26 protein-coding genes are annotated in these 21,975 nt (G+C 68.2%); 18 read left to right on the forward strand and 8 right to left on the reverse strand.

Going from position 1 to position 21,975, the window contains the following annotated elements:
* Nucleotides 1-117 precede the first annotated feature (117 nt).
* Both ACFP3H_RS11365 and ACFP3H_RS11370 read right to left on the reverse strand, forming a co-directional pair.
* Nucleotides 118-750, reverse strand: a complete 633-nt coding sequence (locus tag ACFP3H_RS11365) for a TetR/AcrR family transcriptional regulator (RefSeq protein WP_378603740.1) — start codon at nucleotides 748-750, stop codon at nucleotides 118-120.
* A gap of 21 nt (nucleotides 751-771) precedes the next feature.
* Complete coding sequence (locus ACFP3H_RS11370; protein WP_378603743.1) at nucleotides 772-1,650, reverse strand: SDR family NAD(P)-dependent oxidoreductase; 879 nt, start codon at nucleotides 1,648-1,650, stop codon at nucleotides 772-774.
* 524 nt (nucleotides 1,651-2,174) lie between these two features.
* Between ACFP3H_RS11370 and ACFP3H_RS11375 the strand changes: the two genes are divergently transcribed.
* Nucleotides 2,175-2,942 carry an SDR family NAD(P)-dependent oxidoreductase gene (locus tag ACFP3H_RS11375; protein WP_378603746.1) on the forward strand — a complete coding sequence of 256 codons (768 nt, stop codon included), beginning with the start codon at nucleotides 2,175-2,177 and terminating at the stop codon, nucleotides 2,940-2,942.
* A gap of 81 nt (nucleotides 2,943-3,023) precedes the next feature.
* Here the strand turns inward: ACFP3H_RS11375 and ACFP3H_RS11380 are convergent, their stop codons facing one another.
* From ACFP3H_RS11380 to ACFP3H_RS11400, 5 genes are all read right to left on the reverse strand, one after another.
* Nucleotides 3,024-3,497, reverse strand: a complete 474-nt coding sequence (locus ACFP3H_RS11380; RefSeq protein WP_378603749.1) for a PIN domain-containing protein — start codon at nucleotides 3,495-3,497, stop codon at nucleotides 3,024-3,026.
* Nucleotides 3,494-3,727 (reverse strand): CopG family transcriptional regulator, encoded by a 234-nt coding sequence (locus tag ACFP3H_RS11385; protein ID WP_378603752.1) that lies wholly within the window; start codon nucleotides 3,725-3,727, stop codon nucleotides 3,494-3,496. Before ACFP3H_RS11385 ends, ACFP3H_RS11380 begins: the two co-directional genes overlap by 4 nt.
* 30 nt (nucleotides 3,728-3,757) lie before the next feature.
* Nucleotides 3,758-4,312: a GNAT family N-acetyltransferase gene (locus ACFP3H_RS11390; protein ID WP_378603755.1), complete on the reverse strand. Its 555-nt coding sequence runs from the start codon at nucleotides 4,310-4,312 to the stop codon at nucleotides 3,758-3,760.
* Between the two features lie 24 nt (nucleotides 4,313-4,336).
* The gene (htpG, locus tag ACFP3H_RS11395; RefSeq protein WP_378603911.1) at nucleotides 4,337-6,235 is read right to left on the reverse strand and encodes a molecular chaperone HtpG; all 1,899 of its coding nucleotides are present in this window, start codon (nucleotides 6,233-6,235) and stop codon (nucleotides 4,337-4,339) included.
* A gap of 117 nt (nucleotides 6,236-6,352) precedes the next feature.
* Nucleotides 6,353-8,032, reverse strand: a complete 1,680-nt coding sequence (locus ACFP3H_RS11400; RefSeq protein WP_378603757.1) for a TM0106 family RecB-like putative nuclease — start codon at nucleotides 8,030-8,032, stop codon at nucleotides 6,353-6,355.
* A gap of 134 nt (nucleotides 8,033-8,166) precedes the next feature.
* Here ACFP3H_RS11400 and ACFP3H_RS11405 point away from each other — a divergent pair, with 134 nt between their 5' ends.
* From ACFP3H_RS11405 to rraA, 8 genes are all read left to right on the forward strand, one after another.
* On the forward strand, nucleotides 8,167-8,838 hold the full coding sequence (locus tag ACFP3H_RS11405; RefSeq protein ID WP_378603760.1) for a DUF6474 family protein: 672 nt from the start codon (nucleotides 8,167-8,169) through the stop codon (nucleotides 8,836-8,838).
* A 106-nt stretch (nucleotides 8,839-8,944) separates the two neighbouring features.
* Nucleotides 8,945-9,355: a hypothetical protein gene (locus ACFP3H_RS11410; RefSeq protein ID WP_378603762.1), complete on the forward strand. Its 411-nt coding sequence runs from the start codon at nucleotides 8,945-8,947 to the stop codon at nucleotides 9,353-9,355.
* A gap of 41 nt (nucleotides 9,356-9,396) precedes the next feature.
* On the forward strand, nucleotides 9,397-10,047 hold the full coding sequence (locus tag ACFP3H_RS11415) for a YcnI family copper-binding membrane protein (RefSeq protein WP_378603765.1): 651 nt from the start codon (nucleotides 9,397-9,399) through the stop codon (nucleotides 10,045-10,047).
* Nucleotides 10,044-10,589 carry a copper resistance CopC family protein gene (locus tag ACFP3H_RS11420; RefSeq protein ID WP_378603768.1) on the forward strand — a complete coding sequence of 182 codons (546 nt, stop codon included), beginning with the start codon at nucleotides 10,044-10,046 and terminating at the stop codon, nucleotides 10,587-10,589. The genes ACFP3H_RS11415 and ACFP3H_RS11420 overlap by 4 nt, the downstream gene beginning before the upstream one ends.
* 3 nt (nucleotides 10,590-10,592) lie before the next feature.
* Entirely contained in the window at nucleotides 10,593-11,534 is a 942-nt protein-coding gene (locus tag ACFP3H_RS11425; protein ID WP_378603771.1) for a copper resistance D family protein, read from the forward strand.
* A gap of 115 nt (nucleotides 11,535-11,649) precedes the next feature.
* Complete coding sequence (locus tag ACFP3H_RS11430) at nucleotides 11,650-12,105, forward strand: SRPBCC family protein (RefSeq protein ID WP_378603774.1); 456 nt, start codon at nucleotides 11,650-11,652, stop codon at nucleotides 12,103-12,105.
* A 4-nt stretch (nucleotides 12,106-12,109) separates the two neighbouring features.
* Nucleotides 12,110-12,490, forward strand: coding sequence for a DUF5313 family protein (locus tag ACFP3H_RS11435; RefSeq protein ID WP_378603776.1), 381 nt, complete (start codon nucleotides 12,110-12,112; stop codon nucleotides 12,488-12,490).
* 45 nt (nucleotides 12,491-12,535) lie between these two features.
* Entirely contained in the window at nucleotides 12,536-13,024 is a 489-nt protein-coding gene (rraA, locus tag ACFP3H_RS11440; protein WP_378603779.1) for a ribonuclease E activity regulator RraA, read from the forward strand.
* A 220-nt stretch (nucleotides 13,025-13,244) separates the two neighbouring features.
* Here the strand turns inward: rraA and ACFP3H_RS11445 are convergent, their stop codons facing one another.
* Nucleotides 13,245-13,466, reverse strand: a complete 222-nt coding sequence (locus ACFP3H_RS11445; protein WP_378603782.1) for an RNA-binding S4 domain-containing protein — start codon at nucleotides 13,464-13,466, stop codon at nucleotides 13,245-13,247.
* 109 nt (nucleotides 13,467-13,575) lie between these two features.
* Between ACFP3H_RS11445 and lysX the strand changes: the two genes are divergently transcribed.
* The 9 genes from lysX to ACFP3H_RS11490 all read left to right on the forward strand — a co-directional run bounded on the left by lysX (nucleotide 13,576) and on the right by ACFP3H_RS11490 (nucleotide 21,964).
* Nucleotides 13,576-16,899, forward strand: a complete 3,324-nt coding sequence (gene lysX, locus ACFP3H_RS11450; protein ID WP_378603785.1) for a bifunctional lysylphosphatidylglycerol synthetase/lysine--tRNA ligase LysX — start codon at nucleotides 13,576-13,578, stop codon at nucleotides 16,897-16,899.
* 163 nt (nucleotides 16,900-17,062) lie between these two features.
* Nucleotides 17,063-17,299 carry a hypothetical protein gene (locus ACFP3H_RS11455; protein WP_378603788.1) on the forward strand — a complete coding sequence of 79 codons (237 nt, stop codon included), beginning with the start codon at nucleotides 17,063-17,065 and terminating at the stop codon, nucleotides 17,297-17,299.
* Nucleotides 17,300-17,334: 35 nt separating this feature from the next.
* Nucleotides 17,335-18,018 carry a hypothetical protein gene (locus ACFP3H_RS11460; protein WP_378603791.1) on the forward strand — a complete coding sequence of 228 codons (684 nt, stop codon included), beginning with the start codon at nucleotides 17,335-17,337 and terminating at the stop codon, nucleotides 18,016-18,018.
* 19 nt (nucleotides 18,019-18,037) lie between these two features.
* Nucleotides 18,038-18,652, forward strand: a complete 615-nt coding sequence (locus tag ACFP3H_RS11465; protein ID WP_378603794.1) for a histidine phosphatase family protein — start codon at nucleotides 18,038-18,040, stop codon at nucleotides 18,650-18,652.
* A gap of 233 nt (nucleotides 18,653-18,885) precedes the next feature.
* A complete protein-coding gene (locus ACFP3H_RS11470) occupies nucleotides 18,886-19,491 on the forward strand; it encodes a tetratricopeptide repeat protein (RefSeq protein ID WP_378603797.1) in 606 nt (201 codons plus the stop codon).
* Between the two features lie 308 nt (nucleotides 19,492-19,799).
* A complete protein-coding gene (locus ACFP3H_RS11475) occupies nucleotides 19,800-20,180 on the forward strand; it encodes a hypothetical protein (protein WP_378603800.1) in 381 nt (126 codons plus the stop codon).
* Nucleotides 20,177-21,097 carry a hypothetical protein gene (locus tag ACFP3H_RS11480; protein WP_378603802.1) on the forward strand — a complete coding sequence of 307 codons (921 nt, stop codon included), beginning with the start codon at nucleotides 20,177-20,179 and terminating at the stop codon, nucleotides 21,095-21,097. The genes ACFP3H_RS11475 and ACFP3H_RS11480 overlap by 4 nt, the downstream gene beginning before the upstream one ends.
* Entirely contained in the window at nucleotides 21,094-21,582 is a 489-nt protein-coding gene (locus tag ACFP3H_RS11485; RefSeq protein ID WP_378603804.1) for a roadblock/LC7 domain-containing protein, read from the forward strand. The genes ACFP3H_RS11480 and ACFP3H_RS11485 overlap by 4 nt, the downstream gene beginning before the upstream one ends.
* A gap of 10 nt (nucleotides 21,583-21,592) precedes the next feature.
* Nucleotides 21,593-21,964 (forward strand): hypothetical protein, encoded by a 372-nt coding sequence (locus ACFP3H_RS11490; RefSeq protein WP_378603806.1) that lies wholly within the window; start codon nucleotides 21,593-21,595, stop codon nucleotides 21,962-21,964.
* Nucleotides 21,965-21,975 lie beyond the last annotated feature (11 nt).

Raw genomic sequence — 21,975 nt, forward strand, 5'->3', positions numbered from 1 at the left:
GGACTGACCGGAGGGTGCGACGAAGGAGTGCCCGTAGGGAGGGAAGAGGCGGAGTTAAGCGCCGAGAACCGCGGCGCCAGCCGCCAATAAACACAGCCAAAAAACACAACCAACAAATCAAGCGAAAGCGTTGCCGTACAAAGTGCCCGATCGCCGGGCCAGCGCGATCAGTTGGTCCTTGATACCCCGCAAGCTTTCCGGGTCCTCAGCGGCGATCCGCCCGGTCACCATCGCGCCGATCGCGGCGGCCAGCGTCGCGCAGGCGAACTGTTGGTCCTCGGTTTCGGCGCCGAGCATGGCCGCGACGACCGCGACGAAGCGGTGTTGCAGGGCCATGCGGGCTTCGATGGCCGAGGGGCCGACCGCGTAGACCTCGACCAGGAACAGGCGGGCCGAGGCGGGGTCGTCGATCATGTGCTCGAAGTAGGCGGTGAGGATGCGGTCCATGCGGGTGAGGGCGTCGGTGTCGACGCAGTCGGCGATCACCGCCTGGAGTTTGTCGGCGAGGGCTTTGGATACCCGGTCGAAGGCGGCGTTGAAGCAGTCTTCCTTCGAGCGGAACAGCTCGTAGAACGTTTCCCGTGAAACTCCGGCCCGTTTCAGGATGGCGGCGACCGGGGTGCCGACGTAGCCGCCGACCGTCATCGCCTCGCCCATCGCGACGAGGATGCGTTCTCGTTGCGAGGCCACCACTTCCTCGCGGGAGAGGTGGTGGCGTCCGCGGGGCAACTGGCGCATAGATTCGGTCACGTCGACTCCGTCGATTCCAGGTCAGGCCTGCCGTTCCATTGTGCGGGGTCGGGCGGGCTGTTCGGTGGTGAAGGGCGCATCCTCGGTGCGCGCGATCTCGACCGCGCGGGCCACGCGGTCGCCGTGTAATCGCTGCACCACCAGTTGCGCCACCGGTCGGAACGGCCGCACCAGCACGACCCACCAGGGCGAGACGACCGTGGCGCGTCGGCGGGCGATGGCGCGTTCCAGTGCGGCGATCGCCGGTCCGATCGGGGCGTTCCCGGTCAGCGAGGTGTCGCCGAGGACGGTGTGCGCGGCGGCGGTGCCGAAGCCGCGCACCGTCATCTCGGTGTCGATGCCGGCGAAGTAGCTCACGCCCACCTTCGCGCCCGTCGAGCGCAGTTCGGCGCGCAGGGTGGCGCTGAGTGAGGCCACCGCGGCGGCCGAGGCGCTGTAGGCCCCGCCGAGCGGCAGCTGCACGGACGCGGAGAACGACGACATCATCAGCACATACCCGCGCGCGTGCGAAAGATGCGGTCCCGCCGCCGAGACCGCGTAGGCGACGCCGAGCACGTTCACCGCCAGTGTCTCCTCGAGCACCGACAGGTCCCCGCCGATCATCGCCATCTGCTTGGCGATGCCCGCGTTGGCCACCAGCACATCGAGTCCGCCGAGTTCACCGACCAGCGCCGCGACCACCCGCTCGACCTGCGCCCGATCCCCCACGTCGCAGTACCGCCACGGCACGCCACCGCATTCCGCGGCCACCTCGGCCAACAGGTCCGGTTCGATCCCCAGCAGCGCGACGTGCGCCCCGCGCTCGGCGAGGCGGCGGGCCAGCGCGGCGCCGATCCCGCGAGCGGCCCCGGTGATCAGGACCTTGCGTCCGGCCACCGACGGACCGGCGAACGATCTCATATCCGCACGCTACCACCGGAAAACACCAGTGTTCGCGGCGATTTCCGCCCCGCCCGACTCAGGTGTTCCACACCACACCGCGACACGCTAGGGTGCCCTTATTGGCAAGCGGCGCAATAAGGGCCGCGAGCCACGTTCTCGGCGCGCCTGCGCGTGTGGACCGACCAAAGGATGCGACAAAGGAGTAACCCGCAGGGGAGTAACCCGCAGGCCGGACGAAGCGAAGTCGACCGCCGAGAACCGAGGCACCAGCCGCCCAACCAGCACAGCGATCCCAGTTCAAGCACCTGGGTCCAGCCCCCCTGGGTGTTCTCGGCGCGCCTCCGCCTCTGGACTGAGCGGAGGGTGCGACGAAGGAGTACCCGGAGCGAGGGAAGAGGCGGAGTTAAGCGCCGAGAACCGCGGCGCCAGCCGCAAATAAACACAGCACCGCGGCGCCAGCCGCCAAAAAACACAGCACCGCGGCGCCAGCCGCCAAAAAACACAGCACCGCGGCACCAGCCGCCATATATACAGGAGGATTTGTGGAGATTTCGGGTTCCGCCGCCATTGTCACCGGAGGGGCGTCCGGCCTCGGTGCCGCCACCGCCAAGCGTCTCGCCGACGCCGGCGCCACCGTGTTCGGCCTCGACGTGCCCGCGTCGATCGAGCGTGCGGGCGACGATGTGCCCGCCGGTGTCACCCTGATCGCGGCCGATGTGACCAGTGGCGACGAGGTCGCCGCCGCGATCGCCCAGATCACCGAGGGTCCGGCGCCGCTGCGCATCGTGGTCAACTGTGCCGGTGTGGGGTGGGCGGGTCGCATCCTGTCCAAGAACGGCCCGCATGATCTCGAGCTGTTCCGCACTGTGATCACCGTGAACCTGCTCGGCACCTTCAACGTGATGCGTCTGGCCGCCGACGCCATCGCCAAGACCGAGCCGGTCGACGAGTACGGCCAGCGTGGCGTGGTCATCAATACCGCCTCGGTGGCGGCGTTCGAGGGCCAGGTCGGCCAGATCGCGTACTCGGCGTCCAAGGGTGGCGTGCACGGCATGACCGTCCCCGCCGCGCGCGATCTCGCCCAGTTCGGCATCCGCGTCAACACCATCGCCCCCGGCATCATCGACACCCCCATGCTCGCCGGTGTCACCCCCGAGTACCGCGCGGGCCTCGAGGCCGGCGTCCCGTTCCCGTCGCGCCTGGGCCGCCCCGACGAGTACGCCCAGCTCGTCGAGTACATCGCCGCCCACGACTACCTCAACGGCGAGACCATCCGCATGGACGGCGCCCTGCGCATGGCCCCGCGCTAGTGGCATAACCGTGCAAACAATCGCCCGCACAGCCGATTTCCGGCCCTGCGGGCTTTTGTTTGCACGAAAATGCCACCGCGGTCAGAGGTCGGCGGGCAGGACGCGGAACGAACTGTGGGACGTCAGTGGCGTCAGCGCGCGAAAGTCGCGGTGATCCAGGGTGAGGATGGCGTCTGTCTCGTAGTCGGCGGCCAGCGCGACGCCGACCGCGTCGGCGAGATCGAGATTCAAGCCCGCGTACAGGGTTCGCACCGCGTTCGCCTGGTCGAGCACATCCGCTGTGATGACCGCGATCTCGAAGGCTCCGATGCGGGTTTGGGCTGTCAGGTCCTCGATCATCGATTGCGCTGTCGCCTGACCCAGCTCACGTCGACCGACATGGTCCAACTCGGCCAGTACCAGAGGCGAGAGAACAACGAGCCCGGCGTCGGCCAGCACGGAGAACGCTCGGTCACTCTCCGGCGTCGAGGTGTCGAATGCCGCGATGAGGCCGGATGTATCAGCGATCACGATTCCGGTTCCGGAGACTCCCTTGCGCGGAGCCTCCGACTTCACGCTGGGCCGTCTTCGGCGAGGATTTCCTCTACCCGACCGGCCAAGGTCGGGTCACCGCTGGCGAATCGGCGCAATCGCAGCGGCTCGGTGCGGCGTCGCACCCGCATCGCGGCCAGGTGAATCGCCTCTCGAATGATCTCGGCTTCACTCGCGTCCGAGTTGGCCGCCGCTTCCTTGATGACAGCTAGATCCTCGGCTTCGGCATACACCATCGTCCGCTTCAATGACATATGCGTATGGTACAACACGCATCGCTGTTCTCACACGGGGCGGGTGAAGGTGATGAGGGATCTTCCCGGGCCGTTGTAGTTGGGGATGGGGCCGGTGACGGTGAAGCCGAGGCTGCGGTGGAAGTCGATGGAGGTGTAGTTGGTGGGGGAGGTGATGGCGGTGACCCTGGTGCGGTTGTCGCTGCGGGCGATGGTGAAGAAGGCTTCGTAGAGGGTGCGGCCGAGACCGGATTTGCGGGCGTCGGGGCGGACGGCGACGAAGTGGATGTGGGCGGTGTAGGGGTCCGACGGGGAGCCGAAACCGACCAGGAAACCGGAGATTCCGGCGTCGTCGCAGGCGAGCAGGCTGGTGCGGTGGAAGTGGTCGAGGAACATGCGCGGCAGGTTGTGCACGGCGGCGCGGCCCCACCAGTTGTCGACGATGCCGATCAGGTTGTCGTAGTCGTCGGGTCGTGCCCGACGAATCCTGTGCGCATATCCGCCTCCCCGCGACTCTTGCCGGTCGAGGGGAGGCGGAACAGCCGGTCGCCGGGGCGGTGGTCGAGGTGTAGGTGAGGTGTTGGGCGTGCCCGGCGAGTTACCCATGTTCTTACTAAATCAGTTGTTCGGTCAGACTGTGCGGGTTAGCCGCTCGGTCAGGAGTTGGGCGAAGCGGGACGGGTCCTTGAGTTCGCCGCCCTCGGCGAGAACCGCCGTGCCGTAGAGCAATTCGGCCGTTTCGGCGAGTTCGGGGACCTTGCCCTCATCGGCGTCGGACTTGCGCGCGTCGTAGGCGTCGCGCAGGCCGGTGACCAGCGGGTGGGTGGGGTTGAGTTCCAGGATCCGCTTGGACTCGGGCAGGGCCTGGCCGGAGGCGCGGTACATGCGCTCGAGCATGGGGGTGAAGTCGTAGACATCGCCGACCAGGCACGCGGGCGAGCTGGTGAGGCGGTTGGTCAGGCGGACTTCCTTGGCCACGTCGGTCAGGGTCGTGCCCAGCCAGGAGAGCAGGTCGCCGAAGTCCTTGTCCTGCTGTTCGCGCAGGGCCTCGGTCTCCTTTTTCTCCTCCTCGGTCTCGAGGTCGACCTCGCCCTTGGCGATGGACTTGAACGGCTTGCCGTCGAACTCGGGCACCGAGCCGACCCACATCTCGTCGACCGGGTCGGTGAGCACGAGCACCTCGAGCCCCTTGGCCTTGAAGGCTTCCAGGTGCGGCGAGTTCTCCACCTGCGCACGGCTTTCGCCGGTCATGTAGTAGATCGCGTCCTGGCCGTCCTTCATCCGCTCCACGTACTGCTTCAGCGTGGTGAGCTCGGAATCCGACGCGGTGGAGGCGAAAGACGAGACGGTGAGCAGGGTTTCGCGGTTGTCGGTGTCGGAGAGCAAGCCCTCCTTGAGAACTCGACCGAACTGCGACCAGAACGTCTGGTACTTGGTCTGATCCTCGGCGCCCTGCATGTCCTTGATCGTGGACAGCACCTTCTTGACCAGGCGCTTGCGGATCATCTGGATCTGGCGGTCCTGCTGCAGGATCTCGCGCGAGACATTGAGCGAAAGATCCTGCGCGTCAACGACTCCCTTGACGAAGCGCAGGTACTCCGGCATCAGCTCTTCGCAGTTGTCCATGATGAACACGCGACGCACGTAGAGCTGCACGCCGCGCTTGTGCTCGCGGGTGAACAGGTCGAACGGCGCGATCGACGGAATGAACAGCAGCGCCTGGTATTCGAAGGTGCCCTCGGCCTTCATCGGGATGACCTCGAGCGGCTCGTCCCAGGCGTGGGAGACGTGGTGGTAGAACTCCTTGTACTCCTCGTCGGAGACCTCGCTGCGCGGACGCGTCCACAGGGCCTTCTGGGAGTTGAGGATCTGGTCCTCGATGAGGGTCTTCTCGACCTTGTCCTCACCCTCGCCCTCGGTGACGGTGCGCTCGACCTGCATCCGGATCGGCCAGGCGATGAAATCGGAGTACTTGCGCACGATTTCGCGCAGTTTCCATTCCTGGGTGTAATCGAAGAGGTGGTCGTCCTCGTCGGCCGGCTTGAGCTCGAGGGTCACCGAGGTGCCCTGCGGTGCGTCGGCGACGGTGTCGATCGAGTAGGTGGAGCTGCCCGCGGCGGCCTCCCAGCGGGTGCCCTCGGTCTCGCCCGCCTTGCGGGTGGTGAGCACGACCTTGTCGGCGACCATGAAGGTGGAGTAGAAGCCGATGCCGAACTGGCCGATCAGCTCCTCGGCGGCGGCCTCGGACTTGGCTTCGGTCAGCTTGCGACGCAGGTCGGCGGTGCCGGATTTGGCGAGGGTGCCGATCAGGTCGATCACTTCCGCGCGCGACATGCCGATGCCGTTGTCGCGCACCGTGAGGACGCGCTTGTCCCGGTCGACCTCCAGCTCGATGTGCAGGTCGGAGGTGTCGGCTACCAGGTCCTTGTCCTGGAACGCGGCCAGTTTGAGCTTGTCCAGTGCATCGGAAGCGTTCGAGATCAGCTCCCGCAGGAACGTGTCTTTGTTGGAGTAGACCGAGTGGATCATCAGCTCGAGGAGCTGGTGGGTCTCGGCCTGGAACTCGAGGGTTTCGACGTGCTGCTCAGTCACGTCCTCGATGGTATTACGCGCGCACCGACGATAGTCCCGAGGGCCACCGGGTGATCAGAATCGCGCCCCACCGAAATCGGCGAGCGAGGGCACCTCGGCGACGGCGCGCTGCGACATCCATTCGCGCAGTACCTGGGTGGCGCGCACGTCGTCCTCGTTGTATTCGAGCAGGCGGGTGCGCTGGGACAGGTCGACGGCGTCGTCGTAGCCGACCGCGCGGCGGTACCAGCCCATCGACGCCTCGCCCCCGGCTTCGGGATCGCGCCAACCGAACCCGGCCACGGGCGCGATCTTCTTGAGCCCCTTGCCGTTCGGGCAGATGAACTGTTCGGTGACGGCCTGGAACATGTCGACCCATTCCTTCGAGTCGACGAAGGCGCGCACCTGTTCCTGGGTGGGGATGCCGGGGCGCCCGGCGAACCGGCGGGCCGACTCGTAGAGCCACTTGTCCTCGGCGGTGCGCGAATAGCAGTAGGCGGCAAAGGTTTTGCCCGCCGCGTGGGTTTCGGCGCGGCGCTGCATCAACCAGGTCCAGAACTCGCCGAAGGAGCGGCCCTCGTCCTCGGTGGGCAGCGGATCCCAGGTGACGAAGGGGCGGTAGACGTCGTCGAGCAGGGTGCCCCACAGGTAGGCGCCGTCCTCCTGGTAGCTCTCCAGGTCGACGTCGATCTCCACGTCGGCGCGACGCACGCTGACCCGCTCGAACCGGCGCACGAGCGGGGCGCCGTCGATCCAGGCGCGGGCGGTGACGACGGTTTCGGCGAAGGGGCCGTGCTGCCAGTCCTCGGGGTCCTCGCCCTCCCACGCGGCCAGTTCGTCGATGGTCTCGATGCCGTGCGGGCGCAGCACCTCGGCGCGCGAACCGGGCGCGACCAGGCTGACATCGCGCATCCGCGTGAGAGTCGCCTCGCAGCTCGGTTCCTCGGCGGTGCCGCGCACCCACCACGGGCACTGCCTGCACTCGGGCACTTTCGACGGCTGGGTCGGCAGTTCGCCGCGCACCACCGCGATGCGGTCGGCGTAGCGCTGGTCGTAGTCGGCGAGCACCCCGGACAGGTCGTGGATCAGGATCCGGTCGTTGGCCAGGCCGATCGCGCCGCCGACCAGGGCGGGGCTGGCCATGCCGTAGCGCTGCAACATGCGGTAGAGGTGGGCCAGGCGCTGCTGGTCGCGCGGTTGCGGACGCAGGCGCACGTGCTTGTCGCGGCGGGGTTCCCAGCGCAGCAGGCCTGAGGTGAGCGGGTGGAAATCGGCCGGGTCGGGCCTGCGGGGGTCGGTGACCTTGTGGTTGACCACGATGATCGGGATGTAGCCGCCGCGGTCTTCGTCGCGCAGCAGGAACTCGACGCCACCGCGACGGCCGGTGTCGGCCTCGGCGGGCAGCAGGCCGCCCCAGATGCGGGGGGCGCCGGCTTCGATGGCGGCCATGGTGGCGGCGGCCTTGGCGGCGCCGCGCAGCTCGGGGTCGATCACCACCCAGTCGGCGGGGGCGGCGGCGACCAGTTCGTCGCGGACCTTCAGGCGATGGGCGGTGGCGGCGTCGCGCCGTTGCTGCACGCCCGGATCCTCCCTGACCTCGGCGAGGAGACCCGGATTCGCGGCGTCGAGGCGAAGGCGGTGGCGGCAGCCGATCAGCGAGCGGGCATCGAGATAGGCGGTGCGGGAGCCAACAGCGGAATCGCGGACCGGGCTACGCTCCGGCCCGCCGTCGAAGTCGTCCTCGGCTGCACGCACGCAAGCAGTATGGCCTCTACCCCCGACACATTGCCCAATCGCTACCCTGATCCCACTACGCTACGAAGAACGGCGGGTCGCTCGAAGGCGGCACCGCCTCATGACTTGGCGAGCATGACGGAGGGCCTGATCTCATGGGGTTGTTCAGCAAGCGGAAGCGGCGGCCGAGCCGACGCGCTGAGGCGAAAGCACTCAAGCACAAAGCCGCGGTGGAGGCGAAGCTGGGCGCCAAGAACGAGCGCAAGGCGGCCAAGGCGGGCGAGAAGGTGAACCGGCGCACGGCCAAGGCCCAGACGCGCACCGAGGCCAAGGTGGCCAAGGCCCAGATCGCGACCCTGCAGGCGGAGGAGAAAGCGGCCCAGAAAGCCGCCGCCAAGGCCGATCGCGACCTGTTCAGCGCCGCGCAGATCCGCAAGTACATCGGCGTGGCCCGGGTGCTCATCCCGGTGCTGGCTCCGCTGGCCTACCGCGGCGCCACCCTGGTGCGCGCCCAGCTCGACGCGCGCAAGGCCAAGCAGTTGGGCATCGGCACCGATCAGCTCGGCGAGTTCAGCGGGCACGGCGCGCGCCTGCAGGCCCGCATCACCAACACCGAGGACGCGCTCGACAAGATCGCGGCCGACAACTCCGACGCCGACACGAAGAAGTTCGTCGAGGCGGCGCGTTCGCGGCTGACCGACCTGTCGGTGGCCGTGAAGACCGCCGAGCAGATGCCCGCCGCGCGCCGCAAGGCCGTGCACGCGTCGATCTCGGCCGAACTCCAGGTGCTCGAGAACGACGTGCTCGCCCGTCTCGGCGTGCGCTGATCCCGTCGTGAACACGCCGCAGCTCACCTCCCGCCTGCGCGGTGGTGGCTGCGGCGTACTCGTCGGCGCGCTGGCCGTGGCGGCGCACGGACTCGGCGGGGGTGGGGTGCCGCGTTCGGCGGAAATCGCGCTGCTGCTGCTGGTTTCGCTGGGAGCCGGCGTCCTCGCCTGTGGCGACGCACGGGGCAGGTGTGTGCGAATGATTTCGACGCTGATCGCCGGTCAGTGGGTCGGACACTTCGCGTTGTCGACGACCCTCGACCATCATGGTGGGCCGCTGCAGCTGCCGGGTCTGCCGATGACCTTCGCGCATATCGTTGCCGCGTTCGTCTGCGCCGCACTGATTTTCGTCGCCGAGCGGCTGTATCTCGTTGCGTCGAGCGTGATTCGGTCGATTCTCGGTCGTCCGTCGTCCCCTGTTCGGCGGACGTCCCGCTGGATCGCCGCCGCCGCCGTCGCGCGCGGTGCTCGTCTTCGAGGGGTGCGATGTCCGCGCGCGCCGCCGCTGTTCGTCTGATTCCCCGCGACATTCAGAGAACTTCGGACAGAAGGCATTTCATGCACAACTTCATCACCCGCGGTACCGGTACCGCCGCACTCGCGGCCGGGTTGGTGCTCGCCGCCTGCGGTTCGGCCGCCGCCCACGTGACCGTGGACGCGCCGGGCGCCGCCCAGGGCAAGTACACCGTCGCCACCTTCAAGGTGCCGACCGAATCCGAGACCGCCTCGACCACCGGGCTGCGCGTCGCGGTGCCGAACCTGAAAAGCGTTCGGACCGAACCGATGCCGGGCTGGACCTCGAAGGTCGAGCGTAACGACAAGGGCGAGTCGGTCGCCGTGGTGTGGACCGCCGACCCGGGCAATGCCGGGGTCGGGCCGGGCCAGTTCCAGCGGTTCGTGCTCTCGATCGGGCCGCTGCCGAGCCAGGACACGGTGAACTTCCCCGCCACCCAGACCTACAGCGACGGCAAGGTCGTGGCCTGGGATCAGCCTGCCACCGGCGGCGCCGAACCCGAACACCCCGCACCCGCGCTCACCTTGACCGCGGGCGGTGCGGCCGAGGGCGGCGATCACCAGGTCGCCTCGGCCGAAACCGAGACCTCCGACAGTGATTCGGTGGCCCGCTGGATGGGCGGAATCGGCCTCGCGCTCGGCCTGTTCGCCGCCGCGCTCGGCCTCGGCCTCGTCTTCCGTTCGCGGCAGTCGTGAGGCGCACCGTGTCGTCGAACCGGCCGAGATTCCTTCTCGTCGCGGCGTTCACCCTCCTGTTCGCCCTGTTCGCGGCGGGCACCGCGAGCGCGCACTCCGGTGCCGTGAGCAGCGTGCCCGAGAACGGCTCCACCATCGAGGTCGGTCCGGCCAGGGCGAGCGTCACCTTCAATGAGGAACTGCAGCAGAACTTTCCGTCGCTGACCGTGGTCGGGCCGGACGGCAAGCTGTGGTCGAAGGGGAAGGCGCAGGTCGACGGGCGCAGTGTCAGTGTGGAAGTGGGCGAGTTGGGGCCGGTCGGTGAGTACACGATCGCGTTCCGGGTCACCTCGGCCGACGGTCACCCGGTCAGCGGGACGCGGACGTTCACGCTGAGCAAGCCCGGTACCGGCACGCCGGGCGCGCGGCCGGGCGCGGAGACCGAGGACGACGGCGGCAGCGGTGGAGTGCCCGTGTGGGTGTTCATCGTCGGCGGTGTCGTGCTGTTCGGCGCGGGCCTGGCGGTGGCGCTGCTCGGTGGCCGCTCCGGTCGCAAGAAGTAGTCGATGATGACGACCGGTCGCCGCGTACCCGCCGCGAGTTGGTGGCGGGTGCTGGGGCCGGTCGTCGTCGCCGCGCTGATCGGCGTGGTGCTGGCGTGGATTCTGCGTGATACCAGCGGTTTTCCGTGGGTGGCGGTGGCCAGGGTGGTCGCCGATGGTGCCGGCGCGACCGTGATCGGGTTGGCCGCGCTCCCCCGCCTCAACGACCGACTCGACGTGGCCTGGCGTCCGCTGGCCGCCCTCGCGGGCCTGTGGTTCGTGGCCGAATTCACCGTGCTGGTGTGCGAGGCGGCCGAGATCGTCGGCGTGCCGGTGCGGCGCCTGAGCGCCACCGATTTCACCACCTTCCTCGGTCATCTCAGCGGCGGTCAGATCGGCATCGCGATCCTGTTCTGCACCGGCGCGATCGCCTGTTATTCGGCGATGGCGTTCCGGCGCCCGGACTCCGCCTCCCCCGATCTGGTGCTGGTCTTCGCCGCTGTGGCGCTGTCGTTGCGCCCGATCACCGGCCACATGTCGCAGCAGATGTTCGGTTCGGTACTGGCCGCCCTGCACGCTCTGGCCGCCGCCTGCTGGCTCGGTCTGCTGCTCGCGATGGCCCTCGTCGTACGCAGCCGTGGCGACTGGGCCGCGACCCTGCCCCGCTACTCCGCCTTCGCCGCGCCGCTGGTCGGCGTCGTCGCCCTGACCGGCCTGATCAACGGCCTCGGCCACCTCGACGGCCTCCCGGCCCTGCTCACCACCGGCTACGGCCGCATCCTGCTCGCGAAATCGGCGGTCCTGTGCGCGCTGATCGCGCTGGGCTGGTGGTGGCGCCGCTCCTGGGTGCACCGGGCCGCCGACCACCGCGTCACCGCCGAATCCTCCCTGCGCAACGCGACCATCGAGGTCGTGGTCATGGCCGTGGCGCTCGGCCTGGCCGCGACCTTGGCCGTCACCGCCTGACACCGCGGACCAGTCCTCGCGCAACGCGACCACCGACGTGGCCGCGTTAGTCGCCTCCGTCACGTTCGGCGCAGTGTCCCATTCGAGGTCGCGACCACCTACTACAGTTGGCCGTATGACTGAAGTGAGGATTGCCGAAGAGTGCGCTGCCCCCGCTGAACAGGCCTTCGCATTCATCAACGACTACCGCAATCTGCCGAAATTCTGGTACGGCATCGAGTCCTTCACCCCGGTCACCGCGCAGACCGACGGCGTCGGCGCGAAGTTCGACGGGAAGATGAAGCTCGGCCCGGCCTCGCTCACCTCGCGCGTGGAGGTCGTGGGCTGGGAGGAGGGCCGGTTGATCGCCACCAAGTCGATCAAGGGCATCGAGATCGTGTCGACCTTCCGCTTCATTCCCAAGGGCGACACCGCCTGCGCCGTCGAAGCCGATATCGATTTCTCGGTCGGCGGTGGTCTCGCGGGCAAGGTGCTGGCCAAGACGATCGAGCCGTTCGTGAAGATCGCCGTGCAGCACACCACCGACTCGCTGATCAAAGAGATCGAGAAGTCCCACCGAGAACAGGTCTGAGTACATGAGCGAGCGCAGCACCCCGACCCTGCCCCAACGGGTCGCCTACATCTACGGCCGCACGCTGCCGCCGTCGATGCGCGAGTGGGTGCTGCGCGATCTCACCGGTCCCGGCGCGACGCGGCGCTATCTGCTGCGCGTGCTGGTGCCGATCCTGCCGGTGCTGGCCCTGTTCCTGCTGGTGCCCGGTCCGCTGTGGATGGGGTTGTCGATGGCGGCGCTGCTGTATCTGCCGCTGATCTACTTCACCATCGCGCTGACCTACGTGTTCCGCCGCAACCGGTTGCTGCGCCACGACCTCGATCCCGCCCTGGCCGACGCGGGCGCGCGGGCCAAGGAGGAAGTCCAGCGGGCCGACTATGAACGACGTCACGGTCGCGGCTGAGCGCTGGCTGTGGCGCGAGCGGGCGAACCTGACACAATCTTGGGCATGACCGAATCAGCGAATGTTGTGGCCACCGCCGATCTGGCCGATGAGATCGGCCCCGAGATCCGCAGCTGCGATACGCAGTTCATCCAGTTCGGTGGGCGCGCCGAGTTCGCGGGCCGGATCACCACGATCCGCTGTTTCCAGGACAACCTGCTGGTCAAGCAGACCCTGAGCGAGCCGGGCGAGGGCAAGGTCCTGGTGGTCGACGGCGGCGCCAGCGTGCACACCGCCCTGGTGGGCGACATCATCGCGGGCCGCGGCGTGGACAACGGTTGGGCGGGCGTGATCGTGAACGGCGCCGTGCGCGATTCCGCGATCCTGCGCACCCTCGACATCGGCGTGAAGGCCCTGGGCACCAACCCGCGCAAGAGCACCCAGACCGGCACCGGCGAGCAAGACGTCCCACTCGAGTTCGGCGGCATCACCTTCACCCCCGGCGACATGCTCTACAGCGACTCCGACGGCGTAGTAGTCCGCGCCGAAGACTGACCGACGCGCAGACCAGTCAAGCGCCGAGAACGACGGCACCACCCGCCAAACCAGCACAGCGATCCCAGTTCAAACACCTGGGTCCAGCCCCCCTGGGAGTTCTCGGCGCGCCTCCGCCTCTGGACTGAGCGGAGGGTGCGACGAAGGAGTACCCGGAGCGAGGGAAGAGGCGGAGTCAAGCGCCGAGAACCGCGGCGCCAGCCGCCAAATAAACACAGCTCTATGCGTCGGCTACCCGGACCTGGTGGCCTGCCAGCACCACGACATCGCCCACCTGTAACTGCCGCCCGCGCCGCAGTTCGACCTCGTCGTTGACCCGCACCAACCCCTGCGCGATCACCATCTTGGCCTCGGAGCCCGAATCGATCAGGTTGGCCAACTTCAGGAATTGGCCGAGTCGAATGACAACATCATCGATCGGCACATCGACTGGTTCCGACATGCGCTAATACTTACTCCCCCGCGCGAACCCGCCCGCAACCGCCCCCGTCGCCGGACACGCCGCCCCCACCGCCACGCCGAACCCTCACCCGTGCCCGCACACTGGTCGGGTGACTTCCGCGCGAACCGAACTACCGCGAGCCCCCGAGACCCCCGCGAAGCAACCGGGTGGGTCCTCCGCGGTGCCCGCGCGCGGTCGGCTCGCCGAGGTGCCGCACGTCTTCGCGCTGGTGCTCGGGGTGTTCTCGGTGCTGTGTCTGCTGTGGAGTCTGTCGCCCGCGCTGCGATACCTGACGCAGGTGCCGCGCCACTACGTCGACCATTTCTACTTCGACGCCCCCGACACCAGTCTCGTGTGGGCGCTGGTGGTCGGCCTGCTGGCCGGGGCCACGGCCAGTCGTAAGCGGATCGCGTGGTGGCTGCTGGTCGGCTACATGCTGCTGTTCGCGATCGCGAATCTGGCCGAGTACGTCGACCGGCGCGATCTCGACGCGATGGTGGCGTGCGCGGTGCACCTGGTCGTGGTCGCGATCCTGCTGGTGTCGCACAAGCAGTTCTACACGCGGGTCCGCTCCGGAGCGCTGTGGAAGGCGATCGGGGTGCTGGCGGCCGGGCTCGGCCTCGGCTGGTTGGTGGGCTGGGGCCTGGTCGAATTGCTGCCGGGCACACTGACTTCGGCGGACTGGCAGCGCCCGCTGTGGGCGCTGTATCGGGTCTCGGGCGCGGTCCTGATCGACAACGAGCACTTCGACGGGCGCCCGCCGCACGGGGTGAACTTCCTGCTCGGCCTGTTCGGCGCGGTCGCGCTGCTGGTCGCGGTGATCGTGCTGTTGCGGTCCCAGCGCGCCGACAACGCCATGACCGGGCGCGACGAGTCGGCGATCCGCGGGCTGCTCGCCACCGCCGATGTCGAGGATTCGCTCGGCTACTTCGCCACGCGCCGCGACAAGGCGGTGATCTTCGCGCCGAACGGCAAGGCCGCCATCACCTATCGGGTGGAACTGGGTGTGTGTCTGGCCAGCGGTGATCCGATCGGGTCGCGCGAGTCGTGGGGTCCGGCGGTGCGGGCGTGGTTGCGCCAGGCCGACGAATTCGGGTGGGCGCCCGCGGTGATGGGGGCGAGCGAGATCGGCGCGACCGCCTTCCGCGACGCCGGGATGTCGGCGCTGCGCCTCGGCGACGAAGCCATCCTCGACACCCGCAGCTTCTCGCTGGCCGGACCGCACATGAAGCAGGTGCGCCAGGCCGCGAATCGGCTGCGCAAGCAAGGCTTCTCGGTCCGGGCCCGACGCTGGCACGATGTCGCGGCCGACGAGCACGCCGCGATCCTGGCCCGCGCCGACGCCTGGCGCGACACCGAGACCGAGCGCGGCTTCTCGATGGCGCTGGGCCGCCTCGGCGATCCGCTCGACGGTGACTGCCTGCTGGTCGAGGCCGTCGATGCCGACGACCGGGTGCGCGGCATGCTCTCGTTCGTGCCGTGGGGTCGCACGGGGGTGTCGCTGGAGTTGATGCGCCGCGATCCGCACAGCCCCAACGGCGTGATGGAGTTGATGATCTCCCAGCTGGCGCTGAACTCCGACCAGTACGGGATCACCCGAATCTCGTTGAACTTCGCGGTGTTCCGTTCGGTGTTCGAGGAGGGTGGGCGGATCGGCGCCGGGCCGATCCTGCGGGTGTGGCGTCGGGTGCTGCTGTTCTTCTCCCGGTGGTGGCAGCTCGAGGCGCTGTACCGCTCGAATGTGAAGTACCACCCGCGCTGGGTGCCCCGGTTCTTCCTGTTCGCCGACAACCGGCAGTTGCCGCGCGTGGCGATGGCGTGCGGGCTGGCCGAGGGGTTCCTGCCGCGCATGGGCCACACGCCCGACGCGGCTGTGCACACCGGCCACCGGTCGGCGGTGCCCGACTGCGTGACCGGCCTGCACGACGACGGCAGCCCGCCCGACACCGCCGAGGACACCGACGCCGACCACGGCCCGCGCAGACCCGAACAGGTCCGGGTGCGCCTGGACAAACTCGACCGGCTCACCGCCGCCGGCATCGACGCCTACCCCGTGGCCTACCCGCCCACCCACGACATCGCCGAGGCCAGGCGCTGCCCCAAGGGCACCACCGTGCGGATCGCGGGCCGGATCCTGCGCATCCGCGACTACGGCGGGGTGATCTTCGTGCTGGTGCGCGACTGGACCGGCGAGATCCAGCTGCTCATCGACCGCAACCGGATCGGCGCCGAGCGCAGTGACGAGTTCACCGAGTTCTTCGACCTGGGCGACCTGATCGAGGTGAGCGGGCAGATCGGCACCAGCCGCAACGGCGAGCTCTCGCTGCTCGCGCAGGACTGGCGGATGAACGGCAAATGCCTGCACCCGCTGCCCGACAAGTGGCGCGGGCTGGCCGACGCCGAGGCCAAGGTGCGCCAGCGCTACGTGGACATGGCGATCAACCCCGAGACCAGACAGGTGCTGGCCAAGCGCAGCGCGGTGCTGCACTCGCTGCGCGACACCCTGCACGCGTGGGGTTTCCTCGAGGTGGAGACGCCGATCCTGCAGCAGGTGCACGGCGGCGCCAACGCCACCCCGTTCCGCACCCACATCAACGCCTACGACCTGGACCTGTACCTGCGCATCGCCCCCGAGCTGTACCTGAAGCGGCTGTGCGTGGGCGGCATGGAGAAGGTGTTCGAGATCGGGCGCACCTTCCGCAACGAGGGCGTCGACTTCAGCCACAATCCCGAGTTCACGATCCTGGAAGCCTATGAGGCGCACAGCGATTACGTGCAGATGATGCACCTGTGCCGTCGACTGATCCAGCACGCGGCAATGGCCGCCAACGGCGCCGAGGTGGCGTTGCGGCCCACCGACGACGGGTACGAGACCATCGATATCTCCGGTGAGTGGCGGGTCAGGACCGTGCACGGCGCAGTCTCGGAGGCGGTCGGCGCCGAGATCACCCCGCACACCGAGTTGGACCGCCTGCGCGAGCTGTGCGACAAGGCCGGGGTGACCTACCAGCACGGCTGGGACGCGGGCCAGGTGGTGTTGGAGATGTACGAGCACCTGGTGGAGGTACAGACCACCTACCCCACCTTCTACCTGGACTTCCCCACCTCGGTCTCCCCGCTCACCCGGTCCCATCGCAGCGTCGAGGGCGTGGCCGAGCGGTGGGATCTGGTGGCCTGGGGCGTCGAATTGGGCACCGCCTACAGCGAACTCACCGACCCGGTCGAACAGCGCCGCCGCCTCACCGAACAGTCCATGCTGGCCGCCGGCGGCGACCCGGAGGCCATGGAACTCGACGAGGACTTCCTCCAGGCGCTCGAGCACGCGATGCCGCCCACCGGCGGGCTCGGCATGGGCGTGGACCGGGTGGTCATGCTGATCACCGGACGCAGCATTCGCGAGACGCTGCCGTTCCCGTTGGTGAAACCGCGCTGAGATCGGGCACGGGTGTAAACGGGGCGCGACACGGACGCGATCAATAACTGCTCCGGATGGCGCGCGTGCGATTTTCGATCCGAAAGTCGCAGCGTCGCGGTTACTCTCGGAGCTCCGGCACCGGGAGGATGCCGGATCACCACACACCTCGGGATGGGACCTCATGTACCTGGACTTGCTCACCACCGCCACCCTCGTCGACCCGCACCTGCTCACCAGCAGCTTCGACACCCTGGCCGGCGCCGACACGGTGAACAGCGCACTGGAACTGGCGGCGAAGAAGAAAAAGAAGGGCAGCGGTCTGCTGATCGTCGGCGGCATCTGCTGCCTGATCGTCGTGGTGCTGATCGTGGGCGGCGTGCTGCTGATGAAGAACAAGAAAAAGGACGGCCAGCCCTGAGCTGAAACCGGGACTCGCGGCGCTAACCTGCGATGATGGCGAGCGCATCCAGCGAGTCCCGGGACCACCACCTGCTGGGAAAGGGCCTGTCGGCGACCAGCTTGGCCGCGCTGTTCCTGCTGCTGCGGATGTTCGCGATCACCGATTACGACTGGGACAACGCCTTCCGGCTCGCCGACACCCTCGACCTCAACGATGTGGTGAGCATGGTGCTCGGCACCCTGATGGCCGACCCGATACTCGGCGCCACGGTGGTGGCGGTGCTGTGGCCCGCCGCGATCGTCACCCGCATCCGGTTGGGTCGGCCCAGCTGGGCCGACGCGGGCAATGTGGCGTGGCTGATCATCGTCACCCTGTTCGCGGTGTCGTTGCTGTGGAGCTTCCACATGTGGTGGGTGCTGGTGGTGACCGTCGCGATCGTGGTGCTGGTCCTGGTGCTGTTGCGCGCGAGCAAGCACGGCGAGGATCGACGCGCCGCCACGATCGCGCACTGGTACGCCACCGGAACGCTGGTGATCCTCACCGTGCTCGGCCTGGTCGTCGCGGCCCTGCTGCGGGTGCCGTGGGCGCCGCTGGAACGCATCGAGACCAAGGACGGGCCGGTGATCGGCTTCGTCATGCGGGTCTCGCCCGGCTACCTCGATGTCCTGGTCGACTCCGACCGCGCCATGATCGTCATCGACACCGACCACGTCACCGCCCGTGAGGAGGTCGACTAGAGGCCATAGTGTGGAGCGCGTGCAGCTGATCCTCGTGCGTCATGCCCAGCCCGAACGCGTCGTCGGAACGAGCGTCGCCGCCGACCCCGGCCTCACCGAGATCGGGCTGCGCCAAGCCGATCGGGTGCCCGCCGCGCTGGCCGTGCACGACATCGCCCGCATCGTTGCCAGCCCGCAGCGCCGGGCCCGCGACACCGCCGCCCCCACCGCACTCGCCCGCGACCTGCCGGTCGACATCATCGACGACCTGGCCGAATACGACCGCGACCTGCCCGCCTACATCCCCATCGAAGACGCCAAGACCGACTTCGCCGACGCCTACGCGCGCATCAAGGCGGGCCACCTGCCCGCGGAGGTCGACGCCGACGCCTTCACCCACCGCGTGCTTGCCGCGATCGAGGCCCTGGTCGCCGCGACCCCGCCCGCCGACACGGTCGTCGCCTTCGCCCACGGCGGTGTCATCAACGTCGCCCTGGCCGACATCCTCGGCCTGCCCCGCCCCCTCACCTTCCCGATCGACTACTGCTCGATCACCCGGATCCTGTACTCGCGCACCGGCACCCGCACCGCGGCCACCATCAACGAGAACGGCCACGTGTGGAATCTGCTACCCCGGGCGCAGGCCGCGCGCTGAGTCGCTTTTGTCACTCCCCCCACACACGTCCCACCCGTCGCCCAGATCGCGTGACCGCTCCGATACCTGCGGGTTTGCGGGAAATGTGCGTGGTCCGACGAACAGGTGTGGGGTGCAACAGGTTCGGTGCCTCGGCAAAGGACATGGCTGATCTCCGGTGCAGCACATAGACTTTCCGTGTCGAGGTGTTACCGGTAATCCTAGGGGGAGCTGTGCCGTTGCCGCCGGGAACGATGGCGAACCTACGCCGGGCCGCGGAGGCCGGTGACGGTACCGCCATGCACAACCTCGCCCACTTCTACCACGACCACAGCGATTTCGAGGCAGCCGAGCACTGGTTCCGTCGCGCCGCGGCCGCCGGCCACACCCGCTCGATGAACAACCTCGCGGTCCTGCTCGACCAGATCGGCGAACTCGACGAGGCCGAATCCTGGTACCGGCGCGCGGCCGCCGCGGGCAACAGCAACGCCATGTACAACCTGGCCACCATGCTGTACCAGTGCGGCGACCGGGCCGACGCGCAGAGCTGGTACCACCACGCCGCCATCGCAGGCAATGTCGACGCGATGTTCAACCTGGCGCGGATGTTCGAGGAGCAGCGCCGGTTCGACGACGCCGAGGACTGGTACGGCGAGGCCGCCGATCACGGCGACATCGACTCGATCAACGAACTCGGCGTGCTGCTGCGCGAGCGCGGCGCCACCACCGAGGCGCGCCGCTGCTTCCGCCGCGCCGCCGATCTCGGCCACCCGCGCGCGATGGCCAACCTGGCCGCGCTGCTGGAGTCCCAGGGCGCCCACCGCGAGGCCCAGGCCTGGTACCGCCGCGCCGCAGGCTGAGCGGCACCCTCTCAACCCGTCCATCGGGCAAAGTTGCGCACGCAATATGGCGAAGTCTGCGAAGTGTCCGATTCCGCAGTTCGCGCGATGATCGCTGGGCGTCGAAATCGACCTGTGATCGGGGGTTTTGGCGAGATATAGCGAACTACGGCCGAAGTTACTCAAAAGTATTGATACCGAGCGGTTTTCCAGCAAACCTCAGCAAACTTTCCGCGTGACAGCAATTTTCCGGCGTTCGGCATGCGCGGAGTTGCCAGCGGGTATAGCGTCTCGTTTCGATCAATAGTCGATGACGGTTTGGGGGCACGGTGAATTCTCTCGATGGTTGCCTCAAACGCATCATGGATATTCCCGGCGCGCGCAGTGTGACCCTGGTAGACGGGGCGAGTGGCCTGGCCATCGCCGGTGCCGGGGACCACGACGTCGTCGACGAACACGAGGACGCGGCGGGCACCACCGACGTCGTGCGGGCCACCATCGGCTGTCCGGCACTGGGCAGTCCCGACGACGATCTCACCGAGATCGTGGTGTGCCGGACCAGGGGTTTTCACCTGCTCTACCTGGTGGCCGGGGACTACGACGGGAGGCTGTTCGTGCACGTCGTATTCGACGGCGACAGCGGCAATCTGGGCATGGCCCGCTACCAACTCCGCTCGGCGCTGGAAGAAATGACGGGCGGCGACCGATGACCGCCGCACTCGCCGACACCCTGCACCGACTCGGGGAAGAAGGCTCGACCGGAGTTCTGCGCGCCGGTGACGGCGAATTCCATTTGGTCCGTGGAACTATCGCGTCGGTGGGATGCGGACGCACCATCGGCCTCGACCGTTTGGTCGTCGAAGCCGGCGTCGCGACCGCCGAGGATTGGCGTCGCGCCGGTGCCGGCGATCCCGGACCGCTACTGGATCGACCGCAGTTGGAAACCCTCGCGACACTGTCGGCATTCGATGCCGCGTACTTCTTACTCGCCTCCGCGAGCGAGTCCGAATTCCTGCCGACGCGCGAACATTGGCTGGCGCAGGTCTGCCACATCGAACCGAGCGCGCTGGTGCACGAATGCGAACGCCGCAACGAAGGCGACGGACCGTGGACCGCCGAAGTCGTCACCACCGCACCGGTGGTGCCCGCGCGCCGGATCCGGCGAAACCAGGTGATGCTCACCGGCAGTCAGGCCGAGATCCTCGCCGCCGCCGATGCCCGCCGCAGCGTCGCCGAGATCGCCCTGCACCTGGGCCGCACCACCTACGGCTGCCTCGTCGCCGTGCGCGAACTCACCACCGTCGGCCTGATCGAACAGCCGGTCATCCCCCAACCGGTGGTCGAACCACCCCGTGGCCGCCACCTCGCGCTGGCGCCCGAACCGGCCGACACCGCGTCGACCACATCCGTGCCCGCGCTGCCCCGACGTATTCCGGGCAGCGCGGGACCGACCCGTCCCCAGCCGGGGGCGGGTGTCCGATCGGGCAGGCACGCGATCGTCGAGGAAGCGACCGCGACCGCCCACTATCGCGGCAGCCACGCCGGCGCCTACGAACCCGAACGCTGGCGACCGGTCGACCGCGAAACACTCATCCGGCTCAGGGCGGCGTTGGAGGAGCTCGCGTGACCGCGCGGAAGAAACTGCTCGGCGAATGGAGGGGAAGGTTGACCAAGGTGGCGATGACCGTGCCCGAACACAGTGCACCCGACCGTAATCCGGCCGTACAGGCCGAACTGAGGACCTTGCGCGAGCGGCTACCTCTGCTGATCGGGTCGCTGGTGGCCTCGAGCGACGGCCTACTCATCGAACACGACCTGCCCTCCCATCTCGAACCCGCGGGCATGGCCGCGCTGTCGGCGGCGCAACTGTCGCTGTCCTACCGGCTGGCCAACATCGCCCACGGCGGCGGGTTCAACGAGGTCGTCGTGCACGGCACCGAGGGGCAGGTGGTCATCTACGCCGCCGGGTACACCTCGCTGACCGTGCTCGCCGGGCCCGAAGTGAACGTCGGCCGACTCCACCTGGAGTCGCGGCCGGTAGCTCGCGCCATCGCCAATCATCTGGCCATGGCTCACTCGTCTGGAATCAACCAGGCGAGTATCGACAACTGAAAGGTTCGATATGTCGAATATGGATCTGGCACTGAAGGACATGATGGTGATCGAGGGCGCGGTCGGCGCCGCGATCGTCGACTACAGCAGCGGCATGGCGCTCGGAATGCTGTCCAGCAGCAAGTCTTTGGACCTGCAGATCGCCGCCGCGGGCAACACCGAGGTGGTGCGGGCCAAGATGCGCACCATCGAGCAGCTCGGCCTCAACGAGGAGATCGAGGACATCCTCATCACCCTGGGCACCCAGTACCACATCATCCGCCCGATGACCGGGCGCAAGTCCAAGGGCCTTTTCCTCTACCTGGCCCTGGACCGCAGCCGCGGCAACCTGGCGCTGGCGCGCCACAAGCTCAAGGGCATCGAAGAAGATCTCGAGGTCTAATTCGCGCATGG

It is taken from the genome of Nocardia lasii (assembly GCF_042658545.1).
In the GTDB taxonomy this organism is placed as follows: domain Bacteria; phylum Actinomycetota; class Actinomycetes; order Mycobacteriales; family Mycobacteriaceae; genus Nocardia; species Nocardia lasii.

What these genes read in the sequence shown, in the direction of transcription:
- ACFP3H_RS11390 (WP_378603755.1), bottom strand. Translation starts at nt 4,312, where the DNA reads ATGGGTAACTCGCCGGGCACGCCCAACACCTCACCTACACCTCGACCA.
- ACFP3H_RS11445 (WP_378603782.1), bottom strand. Translation starts at nt 13,466, where the DNA reads ATGTCGGAACCAGTCGATGTGCCGATCGATGATGTTGTCATTCGACTC.
- ACFP3H_RS11435 (WP_378603776.1), top strand. Translation starts at nt 12,110, where the DNA reads ATGAGCGAGCGCAGCACCCCGACCCTGCCCCAACGGGTCGCCTACATC.
- ACFP3H_RS11490 (WP_378603806.1), top strand. Translation starts at nt 21,593, where the DNA reads ATGTCGAATATGGATCTGGCACTGAAGGACATGATGGTGATCGAGGGC.
- ACFP3H_RS11430 (WP_378603774.1), top strand. Translation starts at nt 11,650, where the DNA reads ATGACTGAAGTGAGGATTGCCGAAGAGTGCGCTGCCCCCGCTGAACAG.
- ACFP3H_RS11370 (WP_378603743.1), bottom strand. Translation starts at nt 1,650, where the DNA reads ATGAGATCGTTCGCCGGTCCGTCGGTGGCCGGACGCAAGGTCCTGATC.
- ACFP3H_RS11455 (WP_378603788.1), top strand. Translation starts at nt 17,063, where the DNA reads ATGTACCTGGACTTGCTCACCACCGCCACCCTCGTCGACCCGCACCTG.
- ACFP3H_RS11480 (WP_378603802.1), top strand. Translation starts at nt 20,177, where the DNA reads ATGACCGCCGCACTCGCCGACACCCTGCACCGACTCGGGGAAGAAGGC.
- htpG (WP_378603911.1), bottom strand. Translation starts at nt 6,235, where the DNA reads ATGATCCACTCGGTCTACTCCAACAAAGACACGTTCCTGCGGGAGCTG.
- ACFP3H_RS11470 (WP_378603797.1), top strand. Translation starts at nt 18,886, where the DNA reads ATGGCGAACCTACGCCGGGCCGCGGAGGCCGGTGACGGTACCGCCATG.
- ACFP3H_RS11405 (WP_378603760.1), top strand. Translation starts at nt 8,167, where the DNA reads ATGGGGTTGTTCAGCAAGCGGAAGCGGCGGCCGAGCCGACGCGCTGAG.
- rraA (WP_378603779.1), top strand. Translation starts at nt 12,536, where the DNA reads ATGACCGAATCAGCGAATGTTGTGGCCACCGCCGATCTGGCCGATGAG.
- ACFP3H_RS11415 (WP_378603765.1), top strand. Translation starts at nt 9,397, where the DNA reads ATGCACAACTTCATCACCCGCGGTACCGGTACCGCCGCACTCGCGGCC.
- ACFP3H_RS11460 (WP_378603791.1), top strand. Translation starts at nt 17,335, where the DNA reads ATGGCGAGCGCATCCAGCGAGTCCCGGGACCACCACCTGCTGGGAAAG.
- ACFP3H_RS11385 (WP_378603752.1), bottom strand. Translation starts at nt 3,727, where the DNA reads ATGTCATTGAAGCGGACGATGGTGTATGCCGAAGCCGAGGATCTAGCT.
- ACFP3H_RS11425 (WP_378603771.1), top strand. Translation starts at nt 10,593, where the DNA reads ATGATGACGACCGGTCGCCGCGTACCCGCCGCGAGTTGGTGGCGGGTG.